Source organism: Cryobacterium sp. TMB1-7, assembly GCF_004402435.1.
Taxonomy (GTDB): domain Bacteria; phylum Actinomycetota; class Actinomycetes; order Actinomycetales; family Microbacteriaceae; genus Cryobacterium; species Cryobacterium zongtaii.
Genome location: NZ_SOFZ01000012.1, coordinates 1 through 19,040, shown reverse-complemented (window position 1 = coordinate 19,040; position 19,040 = coordinate 1). Strand labels below are relative to the sequence as shown.

At 68.0% G+C, this 19,040-nt stretch carries 20 protein-coding genes and 1 pseudogene; 10 read left to right on the top strand and 11 right to left on the bottom strand.

What is annotated here, in order from left to right; all coding sequences use genetic code 11:
* Positions 1–19: 19 nt before the first annotated feature.
* A complete protein-coding gene (locus tag E3O60_RS04415; RefSeq protein ID WP_134497256.1) occupies positions 20–475 on the bottom strand; it encodes a MarR family winged helix-turn-helix transcriptional regulator in 456 nt (151 codons plus the stop codon).
* Positions 476–543: 68 nt separating this feature from the next.
* On the opposite strand from E3O60_RS04415, the gene E3O60_RS18830 reads away from it, so the two are divergent.
* Complete coding sequence (locus E3O60_RS18830; protein WP_088455485.1) at positions 544–912, top strand: VOC family protein; 369 nt, start codon at positions 544–546, stop codon at positions 910–912.
* Positions 913–1,032: 120 nt separating this feature from the next.
* On the opposite strand, the pseudogene E3O60_RS04405 reads toward E3O60_RS18830, so the two are convergent.
* Positions 1,033–1,878, bottom strand: a pseudogene (locus E3O60_RS04405) (DMT family transporter); the annotation flags it as partial.
* A gap of 72 nt (positions 1,879–1,950) precedes the next feature.
* Here E3O60_RS04405 and E3O60_RS04400 point away from each other — a divergent pair.
* Together E3O60_RS04400 and E3O60_RS18425 are read left to right on the top strand one after the other, a co-directional pair.
* Positions 1,951–2,853, top strand: a complete 903-nt coding sequence (locus E3O60_RS04400; protein WP_134497255.1) for a LysR family transcriptional regulator — start codon at positions 1,951–1,953, stop codon at positions 2,851–2,853.
* The gene (locus tag E3O60_RS18425) at positions 2,850–3,011 is read left to right on the top strand and encodes a hypothetical protein (RefSeq protein ID WP_166788952.1); all 162 of its coding nucleotides are present in this window, start codon (positions 2,850–2,852) and stop codon (positions 3,009–3,011) included. Before E3O60_RS04400 ends, E3O60_RS18425 begins: the two co-directional genes overlap by 4 nt.
* A gap of 41 nt (positions 3,012–3,052) precedes the next feature.
* Here the strand turns inward: E3O60_RS18425 and E3O60_RS04395 are convergent, their stop codons facing one another.
* The 3 genes from E3O60_RS04395 to E3O60_RS04385 all read right to left on the bottom strand — a co-directional run bounded on the left by E3O60_RS04395 (position 3,053) and on the right by E3O60_RS04385 (position 4,997).
* A complete protein-coding gene (locus tag E3O60_RS04395; RefSeq protein ID WP_241993203.1) occupies positions 3,053–3,676 on the bottom strand; it encodes a Pr6Pr family membrane protein in 624 nt (207 codons plus the stop codon).
* A gap of 21 nt (positions 3,677–3,697) precedes the next feature.
* Positions 3,698–4,105, bottom strand: coding sequence for a RidA family protein (locus E3O60_RS04390; RefSeq protein WP_103479712.1), 408 nt, complete (start codon positions 4,103–4,105; stop codon positions 3,698–3,700).
* Between the two features lie 154 nt (positions 4,106–4,259).
* On the bottom strand, positions 4,260–4,997 hold the full coding sequence (locus tag E3O60_RS04385) for a 1-acyl-sn-glycerol-3-phosphate acyltransferase (RefSeq protein ID WP_088457900.1): 738 nt from the start codon (positions 4,995–4,997) through the stop codon (positions 4,260–4,262).
* Positions 4,998–5,157: 160 nt separating this feature from the next.
* On the opposite strand from E3O60_RS04385, the gene E3O60_RS04380 reads away from it, so the two are divergent.
* A complete protein-coding gene (locus E3O60_RS04380) occupies positions 5,158–6,246 on the top strand; it encodes a 1-deoxy-D-xylulose-5-phosphate reductoisomerase (protein WP_134497253.1) in 1,089 nt (362 codons plus the stop codon).
* 7 nt (positions 6,247–6,253) lie between these two features.
* On the opposite strand, the gene E3O60_RS04375 is transcribed toward E3O60_RS04380, so the two are convergent.
* From E3O60_RS04375 to E3O60_RS04355, 5 genes are all read right to left on the bottom strand, one after another.
* Positions 6,254–7,168 carry an NAD-dependent epimerase/dehydratase family protein gene (locus tag E3O60_RS04375; protein WP_088455492.1) on the bottom strand — a complete coding sequence of 305 codons (915 nt, stop codon included), beginning with the start codon at positions 7,166–7,168 and terminating at the stop codon, positions 6,254–6,256.
* 62 nt (positions 7,169–7,230) lie between these two features.
* Positions 7,231–7,851 carry a hypothetical protein gene (locus E3O60_RS04370; protein WP_134497251.1) on the bottom strand — a complete coding sequence of 207 codons (621 nt, stop codon included), beginning with the start codon at positions 7,849–7,851 and terminating at the stop codon, positions 7,231–7,233.
* Positions 7,848–9,047: a serine/threonine-protein kinase gene (locus E3O60_RS04365; protein WP_255416775.1), complete on the bottom strand. Its 1,200-nt coding sequence runs from the start codon at positions 9,045–9,047 to the stop codon at positions 7,848–7,850. The genes E3O60_RS04370 and E3O60_RS04365 overlap by 4 nt, the downstream gene beginning before the upstream one ends.
* 118 nt (positions 9,048–9,165) lie before the next feature.
* Positions 9,166–9,732, bottom strand: a complete 567-nt coding sequence (locus E3O60_RS04360; protein ID WP_134497249.1) for a hypothetical protein — start codon at positions 9,730–9,732, stop codon at positions 9,166–9,168.
* Positions 9,729–11,126, bottom strand: coding sequence for a serine/threonine-protein kinase (locus E3O60_RS04355; RefSeq protein ID WP_241993202.1), 1,398 nt, complete (start codon positions 11,124–11,126; stop codon positions 9,729–9,731). The genes E3O60_RS04360 and E3O60_RS04355 overlap by 4 nt, the downstream gene beginning before the upstream one ends.
* A gap of 69 nt (positions 11,127–11,195) precedes the next feature.
* Here E3O60_RS04355 and E3O60_RS04350 point away from each other — a divergent pair, with 69 nt between their 5' ends.
* From E3O60_RS04350 to E3O60_RS04340, 3 genes are all read left to right on the top strand, one after another.
* Positions 11,196–12,572 carry an RIP metalloprotease gene (locus tag E3O60_RS04350; protein ID WP_198414985.1) on the top strand — a complete coding sequence of 459 codons (1,377 nt, stop codon included), beginning with the start codon at positions 11,196–11,198 and terminating at the stop codon, positions 12,570–12,572.
* Positions 12,573–12,644: 72 nt separating this feature from the next.
* A complete protein-coding gene (gene ispG / locus E3O60_RS04345) occupies positions 12,645–13,805 on the top strand; it encodes a flavodoxin-dependent (E)-4-hydroxy-3-methylbut-2-enyl-diphosphate synthase (protein WP_088455497.1) in 1,161 nt (386 codons plus the stop codon).
* A gap of 166 nt (positions 13,806–13,971) precedes the next feature.
* Complete coding sequence (locus tag E3O60_RS04340; protein ID WP_134497264.1) at positions 13,972–15,741, top strand: proline--tRNA ligase; 1,770 nt, start codon at positions 13,972–13,974, stop codon at positions 15,739–15,741.
* An 80-nt stretch (positions 15,742–15,821) separates the two neighbouring features.
* Here the strand turns inward: E3O60_RS04340 and E3O60_RS04335 are convergent, their stop codons facing one another.
* On the bottom strand, positions 15,822–16,655 hold the full coding sequence (locus E3O60_RS04335; protein ID WP_088455499.1) for a DUF1206 domain-containing protein: 834 nt from the start codon (positions 16,653–16,655) through the stop codon (positions 15,822–15,824).
* A gap of 164 nt (positions 16,656–16,819) precedes the next feature.
* Here E3O60_RS04335 and nusA point away from each other — a divergent pair, with 164 nt between their 5' ends.
* The 3 genes from nusA to E3O60_RS04320 form a co-directional block, all read left to right on the top strand.
* Positions 16,820–17,830, top strand: a complete 1,011-nt coding sequence (nusA, locus tag E3O60_RS04330; protein ID WP_088455500.1) for a transcription termination factor NusA — start codon at positions 16,820–16,822, stop codon at positions 17,828–17,830.
* An 8-nt stretch (positions 17,831–17,838) separates the two neighbouring features.
* Positions 17,839–18,096, top strand: coding sequence for a YlxR family protein (locus tag E3O60_RS04325; protein ID WP_088455501.1), 258 nt, complete (start codon positions 17,839–17,841; stop codon positions 18,094–18,096).
* A gap of 76 nt (positions 18,097–18,172) precedes the next feature.
* The coding region (locus E3O60_RS04320; protein ID WP_174845048.1) for a translation initiation factor IF-2 N-terminal domain-containing protein at positions 18,173–19,040 on the top strand (868 nt) is incomplete at its 3' end.

The window sequence follows — 19,040 nt, the reverse complement described above, 5'->3', positions numbered from 1 at the left end:
ATCCGCCCGAACCGTGAGGTTACGTTCCATGCTCGTCGTCGTTGCGCAAAGAACGGATCATGCTCTGCAGGATGTTGTGCGCATCGGACTGCTCTTCCGGCGTCAGGCCGCCCAGCATCCTGACCTCGACGGATCGAACCATAGCGGTCGCCTTCTCGAGGCTTCGTCGACCGCGTGGCGTGAGCTGTGCGGGAAGAACTTTCCCAACTCGAGCCTGCGCCGGGCGGGACACGTAGCCGTCTCGTTCCAGAGCCTGCAGCAGCACATTCATCGATTGCCGTGTCACGAACGCTCCTCGCGCGAGCTCGGAGTTGGACAGGCCAGGGCGCTGCGAGAGTAATTCGAGGCAGGAGTAGTGCGTCACGGTCATCCCGAGCGGGCGCAGTACTGCTTCCATGGCGGCGCGGAGGGCGCTCGACGCCTCTTTCAGCAGGTAGCCCAGTGACGTCTCCAGGTCGATTCCGTCTTGACTCATGTCAGTATTTTGACATACAGTGTCCGTGTCAGCTAACTGACACAAATGCAACAGAAAGAAGCATCCCCATGCCTGTCACCGGCCCTGACTTCATCTCCCTCCAAGCTCGCGATCTCGCCGCTTCGCAGGCGTTCTACGAGCAGTACCTCGGCTTGGTCCGCTCGCTGGCGGGTCCGCCTCACGCCGTTGTTTTTGAAACGACCCCGATTGCGTTTGCGCTGCGAGACCTCGTTCCCGGCACCGACCTCGCGTCAGTTGCCCAGCCCGGCATCGGCGCCGCGATCTGGCTCCACGCGACCGACGTCCAGGCCATCCACGACGCTCTCGTCGCCGACGGCCACACGATCGTCTCGGCCCCGATCGACGGCCCATTCGGTCGAACGTTCACCTTCTCCGACCCCGACGGCTACCAGGTCACCCTCCACGACCGAACCTGAGGCACCGAACACCGCCGCCCGGCTGGGCGACCTTTCCACGACGCTGAGAGACGCTTCGTCCCCTGCGCGTTCGTCGAGGCGATGCCATTGCTCGAGGGAACGGCCCCATGCTGTACCCGCCAGAATGAGTGCGATACCGAAGTATCCAGGGAGGGTCACGGTGTCACGAGCGATCGCAACTCCGACGATTGCCGCCCAGATCGGCTCGGTTCCGAGGAGGAGGCTCACTCTGGAGGGCGAGGTGCGCCGGACCGCCCAGGTTTGTACCAGGAACGCGAAGACTGTGCAGGCGAGAACGAGGTAGAGGAACAGGACTGCGCGCGCGGTGTCGAGGTTGGCCAGGAAGTGCGGGATCGAGTCGCCGTAGAACAGGGATGCCGCCGAGAACAGTGTCGCGCAGGTGGCCAGTTGGACCGTCGTGAGGTGAAGCGAATTCATCGGCTTGTTGCCGGTGAGTGTGAACATCGAGGTGACGTGGATGGCGCGAATGATCGCGGCGACGAGGATGAGCAGGTCGCCGAGGCTCGGCGTGTGGAACACGCCGTTGCTGGCGAGCAAGGCGACTCCACCGATCGCGATCGTGGCGGCAAGGAAGAACCTGCCGGGCAGTTGGCGGCCGGAAACCGCGGAATCCAGAATCGGGGTGAACACAATCGTGAGGCTGATGATGAGCCCGGCGTTCGTGGCCGACGTGTGGGCTATCCCGAAGGTTTCGAACGCGAACACGGCGGCCAAGATCGCCCCGAGGAACACGCCTGCGCAGAGCTCTGCCGCGGTGATCCGGTTCCGCCGAGCGGCCACGATCGCCGCCATGAGGGCTGCGGCGAGCAGCATCCGGAGCGCCAGCAGCGCCACCACGGACTCTTGCTGCACGAGTTCCTTGGCCACGAGGTAGGTCGATCCCCACGAGGCGGCGACCAGGAGCAGGAGCAGGTCGACGTGGAATCGGCGGAGGAGAGCAGGCATTCCACCATCGTCCGGTTCCCCCTCGCGTAAGACAAGAGAGGAGTTTGATGTCGAATGCTTTAGTTTGAACTTATGGAACTGGGTCAGCTTCGCGCACTAAGAGAGCTGGGAGACAGGGGCAGCATCGCCGCCGTCGCCGCGGCGCTGTACGTCACGCCGTCGTCGGTATCACAACAGATCAGCGCCTTGCAACGCCACTCTGCCGCCCCGCTGACGTTCAGGGACGGGCGGCGGACCGCGCTTACCGACGCCGGGCGCGCGCTGGCCCTGGCGGCGATCGACGTGGAAGTGGCGCTCGAGCGCGCCCGACAGGCGGTGGAGCTGTTCCAAGACGATCCGTTGGGCACCGTTTCAGTGGTGGCGTTCCACAGCGCGGGCCTGGCGATTTTCGGTCCGCTGGTAGCCGCGTGCGCGAGTCCGGAGCTGCCTGATGTCCGGCTGAGCGATTTCGACGTGGCTCAGGAAGACTTCCCCCTTCTCACCGCCGATCATGATCTGGTCCTCGCACACCGGCTGGTCGGCAGCCCGTCGTGGCCGGGGTCGGTGCGGGTGGAACCGATTCTGTTCGAGCCCCTGGATATCGCTGTCCGACGCGATCACCCACTCGCGGTGAAGGCTGCGATCGAACCGGCGGATCTTCTCGACGAGGCGTGGGTCGCCGTGCACGAAGGCTTCCCGCTCAAGCAGGCTCTCTCCGTGATAGCGGGAATCGGCGGGAGCGAGGCGCGCATCCTGCACCGGATCAACGAGTTCTCCGTTGCTGCTTCGGTTGTCGAAGTGAGCGGGTGCGTTGCCCTGATGCCCCGGTATACGACCGACTTGCGTGAGCATCCGGGGGTGGTCCTTCGTCCGCTCGCTCACCCCGGCCTGGGGCGGCACATCGACTGCCTGGCTCGACCGGAGACTCTGGAGCGGTCCAACGCGAAGGCAGTCCTGTCACAGATCCGGATCATTGCCGGAACTCTTATTCGGTGACCGCCGCGCTGAAGGACGTTGCGCCGATGGTTGATCTCGGTGCCATGGGAACGACCGGAATCGGGTCCGCGGAGTGGATCAGTGCCGTGCAAGAGCTGTCGGATGCGTGCGCCGCGTCGGGTGACGAGATGGCCATGGAGATGGACACCGGCGGATGATCCGAGCCCGGCGATCGTGAGCGTTGGCGAAAAGGTGCGCTCTACGCGCGGTGCGGCGATAGTTCCGCGGCTCGGACGTAGAGGCCGGGTGATCGGCTGGCAGCCCAGACGAGTGCGCCCGCGGCGATGATCGCCGCGAGCAGCCCGACGATGTGCACGATGAGCGAGGCGATCCCGCGTTCGGGAAGCAGGAACCCGTAGGGAACCCAACCGTCGGTCACGCCGCGAATCAGGACCGTGGTCAGCCACAGGACCGGGTAGGGGAGCAGCATCCAGAGCCGTCGCCAGGGCAAGCGTGGACGGTCGCCGACGAGCAGCCAGTCGAGTGCGACGAGGAGAGGGAAGACGAGGTGGAGGAGGGCGCTCACCCACGGCGGTGCCGACCCTGTTCCCGGGACGAGGATGTTGTAGATCACGGCGACCACAAGCAAGTACGCCGTAATGATTCCTCGCACGAGGGTGAGTGCCGGAGGAACGCTTCGGCCGAGGACGACCAGCACCCCGGTAGCGATCAGGATGAGGCTGGCGAGCAGACTCGTCTGATTGGTGAAGTAGCCGAAGTAGTCGAATGGGTTGCCGTCGCCGAGGGCAATGCGGACGGCGTAGAAGTAAGCGAGAACCGTCGCGATCACCAGGCCGCTGGCTGCACGGCCGAATCCGACCACAACAGCTCTCGCGCACATTCGTCAGTCGCTCACGGCCGCGACGGCTTCGATCTCGACGAGCTGATCCGGGTACCCGAGCACGGTCACTCCCATGAGCGTGCTCGGCGCGTCGTGCCGGCCGAATGCCGCACGGACGACCTCCCACGCGGCGACGAGGTCGTTCCGGTTGGACGATGCCACAAGAACCCGGGTGCTCACGACGTTATCGAGCTCGGCTCCCGCCGCCTTCAGCGCGACAACCAGGTTCTCCATCGCTTTGCCGGCCTGCGCTGCGTAATCTCCCGCTCCGGCCGTGCTGCCATCGCGGTTCAACGGGCACGCACCGGCCAAGAAGATCAGGCGCGCCTCAGCGGGAGCCGTGGCGGCGTAGGCGTACTCTGCAACATCGGACAGGTCGGCTGAGCGGATGAGGGAAACCGTGTGAGACATGCCCTCAACGTATCGAAGACGCATCCGGGCACGGGCCCGCGCGCCACGAAGTTAGGAATCCGGAAGTCTAATAGGACGAAATACCGGATATCTGCCTTTTTTGCGCACTTCGTCCTGGTATTCGTGCGTCACACCATGGGGACGCCCGGTGCGGCTAGCGTAGTTCGCGCCACCAGATGGCGCGCTTGACGCGCTGCACCACGGTCGTCGGCGGTGATTCGTTGTAGCTGTGTGCCAGTTCCTGCCCGGTCAGCTCGTGGATCGCGGCCATGATCTCGTCGGTGGCCTTGCGACGGGCGCGTCCCGAGTCGGCGGTGCCGTGCCCGCTCACGTCGATCGGCTCGCCGAACTTCACGCTGATGCGGCGGATGCGCGGCATCTTCGAACCCACCGGCATGATCTCCTGCGTGCCGATCAGGCCCACCGGCACCACGACGGCCCCCGTGGTGAGCGCCAGCCAGCCCACCCCGGTGCGGCCGCGGTAGAGACGACCGTCCAACGACCGGGTGCCCTCGGGGTAGATGGCGAAGGCGCTGTCGGAGTCGAGGATGTCCTTGCCGGCGTCGAGCGCGTCCTGGGCGGCTTGGCCGGCGCCACGTTCCACGCCGACCGCACCGATCGAGGTGAAGAACTGGCGGGAGACCCAACCCTTGAAGCCGGTGCCGGTGAAGTAGGTGGACTTGGCCAAGAACTGCACGCGCCGCGGTGCGGTGAGCGGGATGACGATGCTGTCGATGAACGACAGGTGGTTGCTGGCCAGGATCACCCGGCCCTCGCGGGGGATGTTCTCCTTACCCGTGATGCGCGGCCGGAAGACCAGGCGCGCGATCGGCGCCATGATGCCGTATCCGAGGAAGTAGACGAACCCGGGCCGCTTGGCCTTGACCGGCATCTCGACGATTTCGTCGGTGGTGGGCACCTGTTCGGCAGGGGCTTCCGGGACGGTTGCGGGTTCGGATGCTGGGTCGTGCTTGGCTCCGGTCACTCAACGACCCTACAGCGCGAGGTAAGTCGCACCGGGCATATATCCGCGGTGCGCCTAGCATGGGGGCGTGCAGCGAATCATCATTCTCGGGTCCACGGGCTCAATCGGAACCCAGGCGCTCGACGTCATCAAAGCCAACCCCACCCGGTTCGAGGTGGTCGGCCTGTCGGCCGGCAGCAACCGAACGTTGTTGGCCGAGCAGGCCGCCGCGTTCAACGTCGACGACACCGCCGTCGGCGCCGCCGAGGCCGAGCAGCTGGTGCGGGATGTCGACGCCGACGTCGTGCTCAACGGCATCACCGGGTCGGTCGGGCTGGGCCCGACCCTCGCCGCGCTCAAGGCCGGCCGCACGCTGGCGCTGGCCAACAAGGAATCCCTCATCGTCGGCGGCGACCTGGTCAAGGCGCTCGCCGCCCCCGGCCAGATCGTGCCGGTCGACTCCGAACACTCCGCCATCGCGCAGGCGCTGCGTTCCGGTACCGCCGACGAGGTGCGCCGGTTGGTGCTCACCGCCTCCGGTGGCCCGTTCCGTGGCCGGTCGCGCGCCGAAATGACCGACGTGACCCCGCGCGAGGCCCTCGCGCACCCCACCTGGGACATGGGACTGGTCATCACCACCAACTCGGCCACCCTGGTGAACAAGGGGCTCGAGATCATCGAGGCGCACCTGCTCTTCGACGTGCCGTACGAGAGCATCGACGTTGTCGTACACCCGCAGTCACTCATCCACTCGATGGTCGAGTTCATCGACGGCTCCACCATCGCGCAGGCATCGCCGCCGAACATGCGCTTGCCGATCTCGTTGGGCCTGGACTGGCCGAACCGGGTGGCCGCGGTCGGTGTGCCGATCGACTGGACCACCCCGCACACCTGGACCTTCGAGCCTCTGGACGACGAGGCGTTCCCCGCTGTGGAGCTGGCCAAGCAGGTCGGCCGCGCCGGCGCCACCTACCCGGCGGTGTTCAACGCCTCCAACGAGCAGGCGGTGCTGGCCTTCCACGCCGGCCGGGTCGGCTACCTCGACATCGTCGACACCGTGCAGCGGGTGGTGGAGGCCCACGAGGCGCAGGGCGACCTCACCCTCGAGTCCCTCGCCGACGCCGAACGCTGGGCGCGGGCGCAGGCCGACACCATCATCGACACGATCGCCCGCTGACCGGCTGCTACCGGCGGTAGCTGTCGGCCACGGCGACCAGCGCCGCATCCCACGGCGTGGCCGCCACGCCGAGCACCCGCTCTGTCTCGGCGGAGTCGATCACGTACGGTACCTGGAACTGGTAGCTGGACTTGTACACCTCGCGCATCAACGGGCTGGGAATGCCGAGTGAGCGCAGTATCCAGGTGGGGTAGCCGGCCACGGTGCCGTGGCTGCCGTAGCGCGCATTCAGCTGCCCGGCGATGTCGGTGCGGCTGTGGGCGCCGCTCGGCACGTGCCAGAGACGACCCCACGTGCCGGTGTAGTCGGCTGCGGCGATCATCGTTGCGGCGATGTCCGGTACGTAGCTCCAGCTGTGCACCAGATCGGGCCGGCCGACGACTCTGGCCGTCTTAGAGGCCAGGACCGCGCGGAAGAACGCCTGGCCCAAATGCGCGGTCCCGCTCACGCCGGCGCCGAAGTAATCGCTCGCGCGCACCTCCACGGCCCGGATCTCACCCCGCTCGTGCGCATCCCGCACCCGGTGCCAGCCGTCACGGCGAATCAGACCCTTCGATTCGGTCGTGGTCTCGGGGGAATGCTCGGTCATCGGCCCGGCCGGCGACCCGTAGGGGTAGAGGTTGCCCATCACCACCAGGTTGGCGTCCGAGACGGATGCTGCGGCGATCGCCGCTGCGAACACCGGCGGCCACCGGCGCGCCCAATCCGGGTACGGAGGATTGGTGCACAGAAAGATGGTCTGCATCCGCTCGGCCGCGAGGCAGAACGCGACGGGGTCCGACGCGTCGAGCACCCGGGCGATGGCGCCGGGAACTGCGGTGCCGGAGCGGGTGGCGACGGTGACGTCGTCGCCGCGGGCCACGAGCTGGCGGGCCAGTTCTCCGCCGATCCAGCCGGCTCCGACGATGAGGTGCTGGGGCATGGGAACCTCCGAGGAGAGTGGGCCGACGGGGACAGGCTACCGGTCGGATGCCCGGTTCTGCCTCAGCCGGCGCCCTGATCGCCCGTGCCGGGCTCGCCCGGTGTCCCACCGGAGTTGTCGGGCACAACGGGCTCGGTTGTGGGCTCTGGTTCGGGGGTCGGCTCCGGGTCGGGCGTTTCCGGTGGCGATGTCGGCTCGGCCGTCGGCACGGGTTCTGTCGGCGCCGGGCTGGGACTGCCCGTTGGCTCCGGGGTCGGCACGGGCGGCTGGGTGGCCGGGACCTCCGGCTCGGTGCTGGGCTCCGGCGTTTTGGTGGCAGGAGCCGGGGTGCTGGGAACGGTCGGTGTCGCGGGGGTCGCGGCCGTCAGCGCCGCGATCAGGTCAGCGTCGACGAGGGCGATGGCGGCGTTGATCCTCGCGGCCTGAGCCTCGGTGAGCCTGCCGTCTTCGACTGCAGCGGCCAGCGCGGCCTTCAGCCCGGCCACGGCGGACTGCGCGCCCGCATAGTCGCCGGTCGCGGCGGCTGCCGTCACCGAGAGCACGGCGGCCTGTAGCTGCGCTGTCGTGTCGGCCGGCACACCGGGCGTGCTGCTCGTGCACCCCACCAGGGTGCCCGCGACCACGAGACCGGCCGCCATACCGGCGCGGATGCGGCTGCCCAGCGTACTTCGGCGGTGGGTCACGGGTCGACGCTCTCTTGCAGTTGCTCGAGGTGGTCCCCGAGCTGACCGTCGACCGCCGGATACGCCGGCGGCTCCGGGGGCGGGTCCGCGCCGGGAACGACGAACAACACGGCCCCCGCGGTGAGCACAGCCACCAGCACTCCGCTGATGACGAGCGACCACCGGCGGGACGTGCGCGACCGGCGTGGCCGACGCGAGGGGGCCGTGGCCGGCGCCGCTCGCGGATGAAGCGTCGAGGTCGGAACGAAAGGTGCCACTTCACGCTGCAGCGTCGTTGGCAGGTCGAGCGGTCGGGTGGCGCTGTCCTCTTCTCGGACCCCCACAGCTGCCGGCTCGGGGCTGACCGAGGAAACCTCGACCGAAGGAGCGTCGACCGAGGGAACCAGGACGCGCAGCAGGCCGGCTGCCTCGGCGGGTCGCAGCCGATCCTCGGCCTCACGCGCCGTCATCCCGGTGAGCACCGCTCGCCACTCTGCGTCGACCCAGTCGGGAATCTCCGGTTGCCGTTGCAGCCGGGCCATGGCCGACTCGACAGCGGTGCCCGGGTAGCTGTGATTTCCGGTGAGGCACTCGAGCAGCACCAACCCCAACGAGTAGACGTCGGCGGCCGGGCCGACCGGCAGGCCGCCGGCCTGTTCCGGGCTGAGGTAGCCGGCCGTGCCCACCACAGCGCCCGTCTCGGTGCGGTGGGCGGCGTCGAACAGCCGGGCGATTCCGAAGTCGGCGAGCTTGGCGCGAACGACCCTGCCCGGAAAATCCGACGGTGCCAGCAGCACGTTCGCGGGCTTGATGTCACGGTGGGTGATGCCCAGTGCGCCCATGCAGTGCAGGGCCTCACAGAGGTCGGCACCCAGCCTCGCCACCTCGCCGGGATCCATCGGGCCCGCCAGCAGGTGACTACGCAAATCCGTGCCGTCGACGAATTCGGTCACGATGAACGACCGCGGGGCGCCGTCGATCACTTCGACTCCAGCGTCATACAGCGTGACGAGGGCGAAATGATTGAGGTGGGCCAGCACCGCCACCTCGTCGCGGTGCCGCGCGGATCCGGCAACGCCGGCGGCATCGAATCGCATCAGCTTCACGGCGACGGAGCGGCCCAGGGCCAGATCAGAGGCCTGGTAGACCACGGCCATCCCACCCGACCCGATCAATGTGTCGAGGCGGTATCGATTCGCGAGCGTGAGTCCGAGCACAGTATCGGTTCGCGTCGGTTCGCGAATCGGCTCGGTTGAAGTAGTCAGGCGGGCCTCCTGATGTCTGTTGGCAGCAATTCTTTGTCAATGCCCGCCGACAGTCAAGGCCGTCCAGCCCCTACTCGCAGTCGTCCTTCTTCTCGCAGGCTCCGGTTCCGGTTTTGTCGGTGCCGGGCTTTTCGGGTGTGGCCGGAGCCGGCGTTACAGAAGGCGTAGGCGTGTCGATGTCCTCGCTGTCGTCGCTGTCCTCCTCGTCGTTCTTTTTGTCCTTGTCTCTGTCCTTCTTGTCGTCGTCGTTGCCCTCGTCAGGCGTGCTGACAGGCTCTGGCGTCGGCGTCTCCACCGGCACCTCCACTGGGGTGCTCGCAGCGATCGAGGCCGCAAGGTCGGCCCCGACGAGGTCGATGGCAGTCTGGATCTCGGCGGCCCGGGCCGCGGTGACGGCATCTTCGGCCGACGCGGCGGTCAGGGCGGTCTGCACGGTGCCGAGCTCGGTCTGCGCAGTGAGGAAGTCTCCGGCGGCAGCGGCCGAGGTCACCTTGAGGACTCCGTCCTGCAGGTCGGCCGCCGCGGCGGGATCCAGCGCGGCGGTGGTGCCTGCGCAGCCGGTGAGCAGGCTGCCGGCGAGGCCCAGGCCGGCGACGGTCAGGACGAGCCGGGTGCGGATGGTCCGGGTGGCGGTCATGGGTTCACGCTCTCTTGCAGCTGCTGGAGGTGGGTGCCGAGGTCGCCGTCGACCGCGGGATACGTGGGTGCCTCCGGTGCCGGATCGCCCGGTTGCACCAGGAACACCAGCGCGATCACCGCGGCCAGCGCGACGAGCACCCCGATGATCAACGGTCGCCGGCCGACCTTGGGCTGACGACGGGTCGGCCGTTGGCCGGCGGCCGGCACGCTGGCCCCGGCCGGTTGGAACACCGCCGTGCGGTCCAGCGGTGCGGCCGCGTTCAAACGCTCGGTCTTCGCGGTGTGCTCCGCCATGCCTGCGGAGGGGAGCACCCGGGTGGGTTCGTCGCCGGTGGCCGCGGGCAGCCTCTCGGTGGCGGTCAGCGGTGCGGTCTGCAGGGGCGCCGCATTCATGGGTGCAGCGCCGGCCGCCATCAGCTCGGTTGAGTCGTCTGCCGATGCCGGGATTGCCGCGAGGGAGGACTCAGTCGACCCGGCCGGAACGAGTTCGCGCAGGCGCACCGCGGCATCCGCCGAGGTGAGACGGTCGGCCGGCTCGCGGGCGGTCATGCCGGCGAGCACGGCGCACCACTCGGCGCCGAGCTCCGCGGGGAGCTCCGGCTGGCGCTGCAGCCTGGCCATGGCCGATTCGATCGCTGTGCCCGGGTAGCTGCGGGTGGCGGTGAGGCTTTCGAGCAGAACCAGGCCGAGCGAGTACACGTCGCTGGGCGGCCCGATCGGCTGGCCCAGCGCCTGCTCCGGACTGAGGTAGCCGGCGGTGCCGAGCACCGAGCCGGTTCGGGTGAGGTGAGTGGCGTCGAAAAGCCGGGCGATGCCGAAGTCGGCCAGCTTGGCGTGCGAAACTCGGCCGGGAAAATCCGACGGGGCCAGCAGCACGTTGGCGGGCTTGATGTCGCGGTGGATGATGCCCTTCGCGTGCACGTAGTGCAGCGCCTCGGCCAGGTCGGCGCCCATCCGGGCCACCTCGGCGGGGGCCACAGCGCCCTGGCTGATGCGGCTGCGCAGGTCGGAACCATCGACGTATTCCATCACGATGAACGACCGGGTCACGCCGTCGACGTGTTCGGTGCCGGCATCGAACAGGGTCACCAGTGCGAAGTGGTTGAGGCTGGCGAGCACCATGACCTCGCCGCTCTGCCGCTGCGGGCCCGAATCGTCGGCGGTGTCCATTCTGAACAGCTTGAGCGCGACAGTGCGCCCCAGCGCTAGGTCGGCGGCTTCGTAAACGGTGGCCATGCCGCCGGTGCCGATCAGCCTGACCAGACGAAACCTGTCGGCGAGGACCAGCCCGATCAGGCTGTCTGACCGCGACGGATCACGAAGCGGTTCGGTCGGTGCAGACAGGGGGAGCCTCCGGGGCGGTGAATCGGGATGCTGGCGGGTGGGTGGCAAATCTTGCGGATAGCCTGCTGCCGGTCAACGGCCAGCCGACTTGCAGCAAGAGAAGGCTAATCTACCGATGTGGAAACCGTGCTGTTATATATCTTGGGCGTAGCCGTGGTCGTCGTGGGCCTTGCGCTGTCCATCGGCCTGCACGAGATCGGCCACCTGGTGCCGGCCAAGCTGTTCGGGGTCAAGGTCACCCAGTACATGATCGGCTTCGGGCCCACTCTGTGGTCCAAGCGTAAGGGCGAGACCGAGTACGGCGTCAAGGCGCTTCCCCTCGGCGGTTATATCTCGATGATCGGCATGTTCCCGCCCTCGAAGGACGGTGCCGCCCGACCCAACAGCACCGGTTTCTTCAACCAGCTGGTGCAGGAGGGTGAACCCGCCAAGAAGCCCGGCGCCTTGAGCACCATGGTCGACGACGCCCGTCAGGCCAGCGCGGAGACCATCGGTGAGGGCGAAGACCACCGCGCGTTCTACAAACTGCCGGTTTTCAAGCGCATCATCATCATGCTCGGCGGGCCCACCATGAACCTGCTCATCGCGGTGGTGCTCTTCGCCGTGCTGCTCATGGGCTTCGGCACCACCCAGTCCAGCACCACCGTCGGCAGTGTCAGCGCGTGCGTGCTGCCCGCCACCAGCGACCGGCAGACCTGCGCGGAGGGCGACGAGGTCGCACCCGGCGCCGCCGCCGGCCTCAAGCCCGGCGACCGCCTGGTGAGCATCGACGGCACCGCGATCACCAGCTGGGACCAGTCCACCGAGATCATCCGCGCGTCATCGGGCACGCCCCTGCAGGTGATCGTCGACCGCGACGGTGCCGAGCAGACCCTGGTCATCACCCCGAAACTCACCGAACGCTACGTGACGGATGACGCCAATCAGATCGTCACCGACGCCAACGGCGACCCGCAGACCATTGATGTCGGCTTCGTCGGCATCGGCCCGGCCGGTGAACTCGTGCAGCAGCCCATCACGGCGGTGCTGCCCGCGGTCGGCGAGAACATCTCCGGTGTGTTCCACATGATCCTGAACCTGCCCCAGCGTCTGATCGACGTGGCCAACGCCGCGTTCGGGCCGGGGGAGCGGGACCCGAACGGCCCGATCAGCGTGGTGGGCGTCGGCCGGGTCGCCGGCGAGATCGCCAGCATTGACACCATCCCGTTCAACAGCAAGGCCGCGAGCCTGATCGGCCTGCTCGCCTCGCTCAACATCGCCCTGTTCGTCTTCAACCTGGTTCCGCTGATGCCGCTGGACGGCGGCCACGTCGCCGGAGCCCTGTGGGAAGGCATCCGCCGGTGGTTCGCCAAGCTGTTCAAACGCCGCGACCCGGGCCCCGTCGACACGGCCAAGCTGATGCCGCTGACCTTCGCCGTCGTGGTCGTGCTCGGCGGCATGAGCCTGCTGCTCATCTACGCCGACATCGTCAAGCCGATCAACCTGTTCGGCTGAGCCCACGCCACACCATCGGGGCGTTCGGGAAGGGTTCAGCTTCACGGGATCGCGCACGCGTAAGCTACATTCGTGGCCGCTATAAACCTGGGTACGCCCAAAGTCCCCGTAACTCTCGCTCCCCGACGTAAGTCCCGCCAGATCAAGGTCGGCAAGGTCCTCGTCGGCGGCGATGCGCAAGTCAGCGTGCAGTCGATGACCACGACTCCGACGACGAACATCAACGCGACCCTGCAGCAGATCGCCGAGCTCACCGCCTCCGGCTGTGACATCGTGCGCGTCGCCGTGCCGAGCCGCGACGACGCCGAGGCGCTGCCGATCATCGCCAAGAAGAGCCAGATCCCGGTGATCGCCGACATTCACTTCCAGCCGAGCTACGTGTACGCGGCCATCGACGCCGGCTGCGCGGCCGTGCGGGTGAACCCCGGCAACATCCGCAAGTTCGACGACCAGGTCGCCAAGATCGCCGCCGCCGCCAAGGCCGCGGACGTCTCCATCCGCATCGGCGTCAACGCCGGCTCGCTCGAGCCCAGCATCCTGCAGAAGTACGGCAAGGCCACCGCGGAGGCTCTCGTGGAGAGCGCCGTGTGGGAGGCCAGCCTGTTCGAGGAGCACGACTTCCACGACTTCAAGATCTCAGTCAAGCACAACGACCCTGTGGTCATGGTCAAGGCCTACCGCCTGCTCGCCGAGCGCGGCGACTGGCCGCTGCACCTCGGCGTCACCGAGGCCGGCCCGTCCTTCCAGGGCACCATCAAGAGCGCCACGGCATTCGGCATCCTGCTCGGCGAGGGCATCGGCGACACCATCCGGGTGTCCCTCAGCGCCCCGCCGGCCGAGGAGATCAAGGTGGGCCTGCAGATCCTGCAGTCGCTGAACCTGCGCGAACGCAAGCTCGAGATCGTCTCCTGCCCCAGCTGTGGTCGGGCTCAGGTGGATGTCTACAAGCTCGCCAACGACGTCACCGACGGCCTCGAGGGTATGACGGTGCCGCTGCGTGTGGCCGTGATGGGCTGCGTCGTGAACGGCCCCGGTGAGGCGCGCGACGCCGACCTCGGCGTGGCATCCGGAAACGGCAAGGGCCAGATCTTCGTGCGCGGCGAGGTCATCAAGACCGTGCCGGAGTCCGAGATCGTGCAGACCCTGATCGAGGAGGCCAACCGGATGGCCGCCGAGATGCCGCCCAGCGAAGACTCCCTCGGCGCCCCCGTGGTGACCGTCGGCTCCCGCTAGCCGCACCCGACCCCACCGCGCGCGCCGCAACTGTTGCCGAAGCGGACAATTGCGTCCGGCGTACCGGGTGCAGTTGTCCGCTCGGGCAACAGTTGCCCGTTTTCGAGGCCGGCCCGCGCCGACGGGTGGCCTGCTCGCGCCGTAAAGTAGGTGCGTGCCTATTCGTATGTCGAACTACTTCCTCCGAACCCTTCGCGAAGACCCCTCTGATGCCGAGGTCACCAGCCACCGCCTGCTTGTGCGGGCCGGCTACATCCGTCGTCAGGCGCCGGGCATTTTCGCCTGGCTGCCGCTGGGCCTGAAGGTCAAGGCGAAGATCGAGACCATCATCCGCGAGGAGATGGCCGCCGCCGGGGCCTTCGAGGTGCACTTCCCGGCCCTGTTGCCGCGCGAACCCTACGAGATCACCGGCCGCTGGGACGAGTACGGCGACGGCCTGTTCCGCCTGCAGGACCGCAAGGGCAGCGACCTGCTGCTGGCCCCCACCCACGAAGAGGTCTTCACCCTGATGGTGAAGGACCTCTACAACAGCTACAAGGACCTGCCCCTGTCGATCTTCCAGATCCAGGACAAGTACCGCGATGAGGCCCGCTCCCGCGGTGGCCTGCTGCGCGGCCGCGAGTTCACCATGAAGGACGCCTACTCCTTCGACCACACCGACGCCGGCCTCGAGACCAGCTACCAGGCTCAGCGCGACGCCTACGAGCGCATCTTCACCCGCCTCGGCCTCGAATACGTCGTGGTGCAGGCGGATGCCGGCGCGATGGGCGGTTCCAAGAGCGAAGAGTTCCTGCACCCCACCCCGGTGGGTGAAGACACCTTCGTGCGCTCGGCCGGCGGTTACGCGGCCAACGTCGAGGCGTTCCGCACCCTGGCACCCGAGCCGATCGACTTCGCCGGCTTCCCCGCCGCGCAGGTGCACGACACCCCGGACACCCCCACCATCCAGACCCTCGTCGATTCGGCCAACGCCAACCAGCCGCGCCCGGATGGCCGCGACTGGACCGCCGCGGACACCCTCAAGAACGTTGTGCTCGCCCTCGTGCAGCCCGATGGCAGCCGCGAGATCGTGGTCATCGGCCTGCCCGGCGACCGTGAGGTCGACCTCAAGCGCGTGGAGGTGGCCTTCGCCCCCGCCGAGGTCGAGGCCGCCAACGACGGCGACTTCGCCAAGCTCGACAAGATCCCCGGCCGCCCCGGCCTGGTCAAGGGCTACATCGGCCCGTGGACTGCCGCCGGCGCGATGCTGGGCGCTGAATCGGCCACCGGCATCCGCTACCTCGTCGACCCGCGCATCGTCGACGGCACCGAGTGGATCACCGGCGCCAACGAGGCCGGCCGCCACGTATTCGGCCTCGTCGCCGGCCGTGACTTCATCGCGGACGGCACCGTCGAGGCCGCGGACGTGCGCGCCGGCGACCCGGCCCCCGACGGCTCCGGCCCGGTGGAGTTGGCCCGCGGCATGGAGATCGGCCACGTGTTCCAGCTCGGCCGCAAGTACGCCGAGTCGCTGGGGCTCAAGGTGCTCGACGAGAACGGCAAGCTCGTCACCGTCACGATGGGTTCATACGGCATCGGCGTCACCCGCGCCCTCGCCGTGATCGCCGAACTCAACAACGACGCGAAGGGCCTGATCTGGCCCGAGGCGGTGGCACCGTTCGACGTGCACGTGATCGCCACCGGCCGCGACGAGATCGTCTTCGAGACCAGCGAGGCCGTGACCGCCATGGTCGAAGCATCCGGTCACGACGTGCTCTACGACGACCGCCGCAAGGTGTCGCCCGGGGTCAAGTTCGGCGATGCCGAGCTGATCGGCATCCCGACCATCGTGATCGTGGGCCGCGGCGCGGCCGACGGCATCGTGGAGCTGTGGGACCGCCGCTCGGGCGAGCGCACCCAGGTGGCCGTTACGGAGCTGGCCGCCCACTTCGCCTAACCCGCAATCGCGAAAGCGGTCATCCGGTTGCCTCAGCGACGCTGAAGCAACCGGATGACCGCTTTCGCGCGCCGGTGTGGTTAGAGTCGGGCGAAGCGGGCCCTGAAGAAGCAGTAGATGCCGTATGCGATCAGGCCCAGGCCGACCAGCACCAGGATGGCCACCCCGAACGGCAGGGCGGCGAGCGAGCGCAGCGCCCCGTCCAGGCCGGTCGACTGGCTCGGGTCGACCGTGAAGCCTGCCACGATCACCAGGATGCCCACAACACCCACGGCGATGCCCTTGGCGATGTACCCGGCCACGCCGAGGCCCACCGTCACAGTGCCCAGGGTGCCGGCGGGCACGGCGAGGTCCTCGGTGAACTTCTTCGCAACACCCTTGTAGACGAAGTATCCGCCGATCACCAGAATCGCGAGCCCGGCGATCATGAGCAGCACCGGCCCGCCGGGCAGGGCGAGCACGGATGCGCTGGCCGACGCCGTGCTCCCCGATGAGTCCGCCGACCCCGTCAGTGCCACGGTCAGGGCCGTGCCGGCCACGAACAGGTACGCCACACCCTTGCCGATCTCCTTGAGCCGGTGCGCCCAGACCTTCTTCGGATCGGTGCCCGGCACCAGGAAAGCCTGCAGAACCTGCCAGAGGCCCAGCGCCGTCAGGCCGACGACGATGATCCAGATGACGAAGACGCCGCCGGGGGACTGGGCGAGCTGGCCCAGGGCGCCGGACTGATCGGCGCTCTCACCGCCGGCACCGACAGCCAGCCCGATCGCGATGGCGCCGATCAGGCCATGCAGCAGGCCGTTGACCGCATAGCCGGCCTTGGCCAGGGTCTTCAGGTGCGGGTTGTTACCGGCGCTCTGCGCGGCATGACCGGCCGAATTGGCGGCGGACTCTGCATTGGATCGAGTAATCATCGGGATAGCGTAACCGCGCAGGCTGCTGCGCGCACCAGAGCGCCTCGGTGAGTCCTTGCGGGTACCACCCGGGCGGGTGACGGGCGCGCTGGGATTCCGGTACCGTAGGGAGAAGCCCGCTGCGCGGTTTCGCGGCGGCAAGATCTGAATAGAGGAGGCCGGCCATGGACATCGACCTCAGCGTGTTGCGGCTGATGGAGCGCGAGAAAGAGATTCCCTTCGAGGAACTCGTGCAGATCATCGAGCAAGCAATTCTGACGGCCTACCTCAAGCACACCCACCAGGGTGAGCCGCTGAAGCAGGCTGCAGAAGAAGAACCCGGAGCTCGCGTCGTACTCGACCGCAAGTCCGGTCACGTCGACATTTACATTCCTGAGCACGACGAAGAGGGCAACATCATCGGCGAGGCCGTTGACAACCCCGACGACTTCGGTCGCATTGCCGCATTCGCGGCCAAGCAGGTCATCAATCAGCGTCTGCGCGACATCGCGGATGACGCGGTGCTCGGCGAATTCAAGGGCCGCGAAGGCGAGATCGTCGCCGGCGTGATCCAGCAGGGCCCCAACCCCCGCATGATCCACGTCGACCTCGGCACCATCGAGGCGATCCTTCCCCCCGAGGAGCAGGTGCCCGGCGAAAGCTACGTGCACGGTTCGCGCATCCGGGTGTATGTCACGGCCGTCGGCCGCGGCATGAAGGGCCCGCAGATCACCGTCTCGCGCACCCACCCGTCGCTCGTGCGTCGGCTGTTCGCGCTGGAGGTCCCCGAGATCGCCAGCGGTGTCGTGGAGATCGTGTCGCTGGCCCGCGAAGCCGGCCACCGTACCAAGATCGCCGTGCGCGCCACCGAGCCCGGTGTCAACGCCAAGGGTGCCTGCATCGGCGAGCTCGGCCAGCGCGTGCGCGCGGTGACGTCGGAGCTCAACAACGAGAAGATCGACATCGTCGACTACTCGCCGGACCTGGCCACCTTCGTGGCCAGCGCGCTGTCGCCCGCCAAGGTCACCAGCGCTTACGTCATCGACGAGTCGATCAAAGCAGTTCGGGCCCTCGTGCCCGACTACCAGCTGTCGCTCGCGATCGGCAAGGAGGGTCAGAACGCCCGCCTCGCCGCCAAACTGACCGGCGCAAAAATCGACATCCAGCCGGACAGCATTCTGGAGGACGACGAATAGGGGGTACGATGGATCCCGTTAGAACGTGCATTGGATGCCGTTCCCGCGCCTCACGCTCCTCACTTCTGAGGATCGTCGCCCAGAATTCGGACCTGGTGGTTGATGAAACCGCCACCCTCCCTGGGCGAGGCGCGTGGATTCATCCCACTATCGCGTGCTTCCAGGAGGCCGTGAGGCGGCGCGCTTTCGGGCGTGCTCTTCGAGTGACCAGCCCCCTGGACGCAAAACAACTAGAGAACAGGCTGACTTGGCTAATGGATAACTAATGAGCGGCTCGAAATGAGAACCGTCCGTTACTAACGGTCTGCCCCTTTCCGGGTGCAGGCCCGGAACAGGAGAATTGTGGCTGCGAAACCACGCGTACACGAGATCGCAACTGAACTCGGTGTCGACAGCAAGGTAGCCCTTGCGAAATTGAAAGAGATGGGCGAGTTCGTCAAGGGACCGTCTTCCAGCGTTGAACCCCCCGTTGCCCGCCGTCTGCGTGCAGCACTCGAGGCCGACGGAGTCGCCACCGGCGGCGCCGCTGCCACCCCGGCGGCCCCTGCCGCCGCCGCGAAGCCCGCGTCGACCACCACGGCCAAGCCCGGTGGCGCACGTCCGTCCCCGGCACGTCCCGCCGCACCGGTGCCCGCACCCGTCATCGAGGCTCCTGCAGTGGATGCACCGCCGATGCCCGCCGCGCCGCTCACCGTAGCGGAGCGTCAGGCCGCAGCGACCGAGAAGGCCGCCGCTGCCGAAAAGGCTGCAGCGACCGAGAAGGCCGCCGCCGAGTCCGGCACCGCCGCGACCGAGAAGACGACCACCGAGGCAGCCACACCGGCCGCCAAGGCTGACAGCGACGCGGCTCCGACCGCCAAGCCCGGCGGCAGCGTCCCGCGTCCGGGAGCCCGTCCGGGCAACAACCCGTTCGCCAGCAACCAGGGCATGGGCAAGACTCCCACCCCGCGTCCGGGCAACAACCCGTTCGCGAGCGCGCAGGGCATGGGACAGCGTCCGCCGTCCACGTCCTCGCCCAGCAACATCCCCCGCCCCGCCGCACCCCGTCCCGGCGCCCCGCGTCCGGGCGGACCCGGCCAGGCACCCCGCCCGACCGGCTTCGGCCAGCGTCCGGGTGGCTTCCAGCGTCCCGGTGGCGCTCCGGGCGGCGCCGGTGGCGCACGCCCCGGCTTCACCCGCCCCGGCGCACCTGCCGGTGCCCCCGGCTTCG

Excerpts from the sequence above, each read along its gene's own strand:
- E3O60_RS04415 (WP_134497256.1), bottom strand. The coding sequence starts at position 475 with ATGAGTCAAGACGGAATCGACCTGGAGACGTCACTGGGCTACCTGCTG.
- E3O60_RS18830 (WP_088455485.1), top strand. The coding sequence starts at position 544 with ATGCCTGTCACCGGCCCTGACTTCATCTCCCTCCAAGCTCGCGATCTC.
- E3O60_RS04400 (WP_134497255.1), top strand. The coding sequence starts at position 1,951 with ATGGAACTGGGTCAGCTTCGCGCACTAAGAGAGCTGGGAGACAGGGGC.
- E3O60_RS04390 (WP_103479712.1), bottom strand. The coding sequence starts at position 4,105 with ATGTCTCACACGGTTTCCCTCATCCGCTCAGCCGACCTGTCCGATGTT.
- E3O60_RS04385 (WP_088457900.1), bottom strand. The coding sequence starts at position 4,997 with ATGCCGGTCAAGGCCAAGCGGCCCGGGTTCGTCTACTTCCTCGGATAC.
- E3O60_RS04375 (WP_088455492.1), bottom strand. The coding sequence starts at position 7,168 with ATGCCCCAGCACCTCATCGTCGGAGCCGGCTGGATCGGCGGAGAACTG.
- E3O60_RS04360 (WP_134497249.1), bottom strand. The coding sequence starts at position 9,732 with ATGACCGCCACCCGGACCATCCGCACCCGGCTCGTCCTGACCGTCGCC.
- E3O60_RS04340 (WP_134497264.1), top strand. The coding sequence starts at position 13,972 with ATGTCGAACTACTTCCTCCGAACCCTTCGCGAAGACCCCTCTGATGCC.
- E3O60_RS04335 (WP_088455499.1), bottom strand. The coding sequence starts at position 16,655 with ATGATTACTCGATCCAATGCAGAGTCCGCCGCCAATTCGGCCGGTCAT.
- nusA (WP_088455500.1), top strand. The coding sequence starts at position 16,820 with ATGGACATCGACCTCAGCGTGTTGCGGCTGATGGAGCGCGAGAAAGAG.
- E3O60_RS04325 (WP_088455501.1), top strand. The coding sequence starts at position 17,839 with ATGGATCCCGTTAGAACGTGCATTGGATGCCGTTCCCGCGCCTCACGC.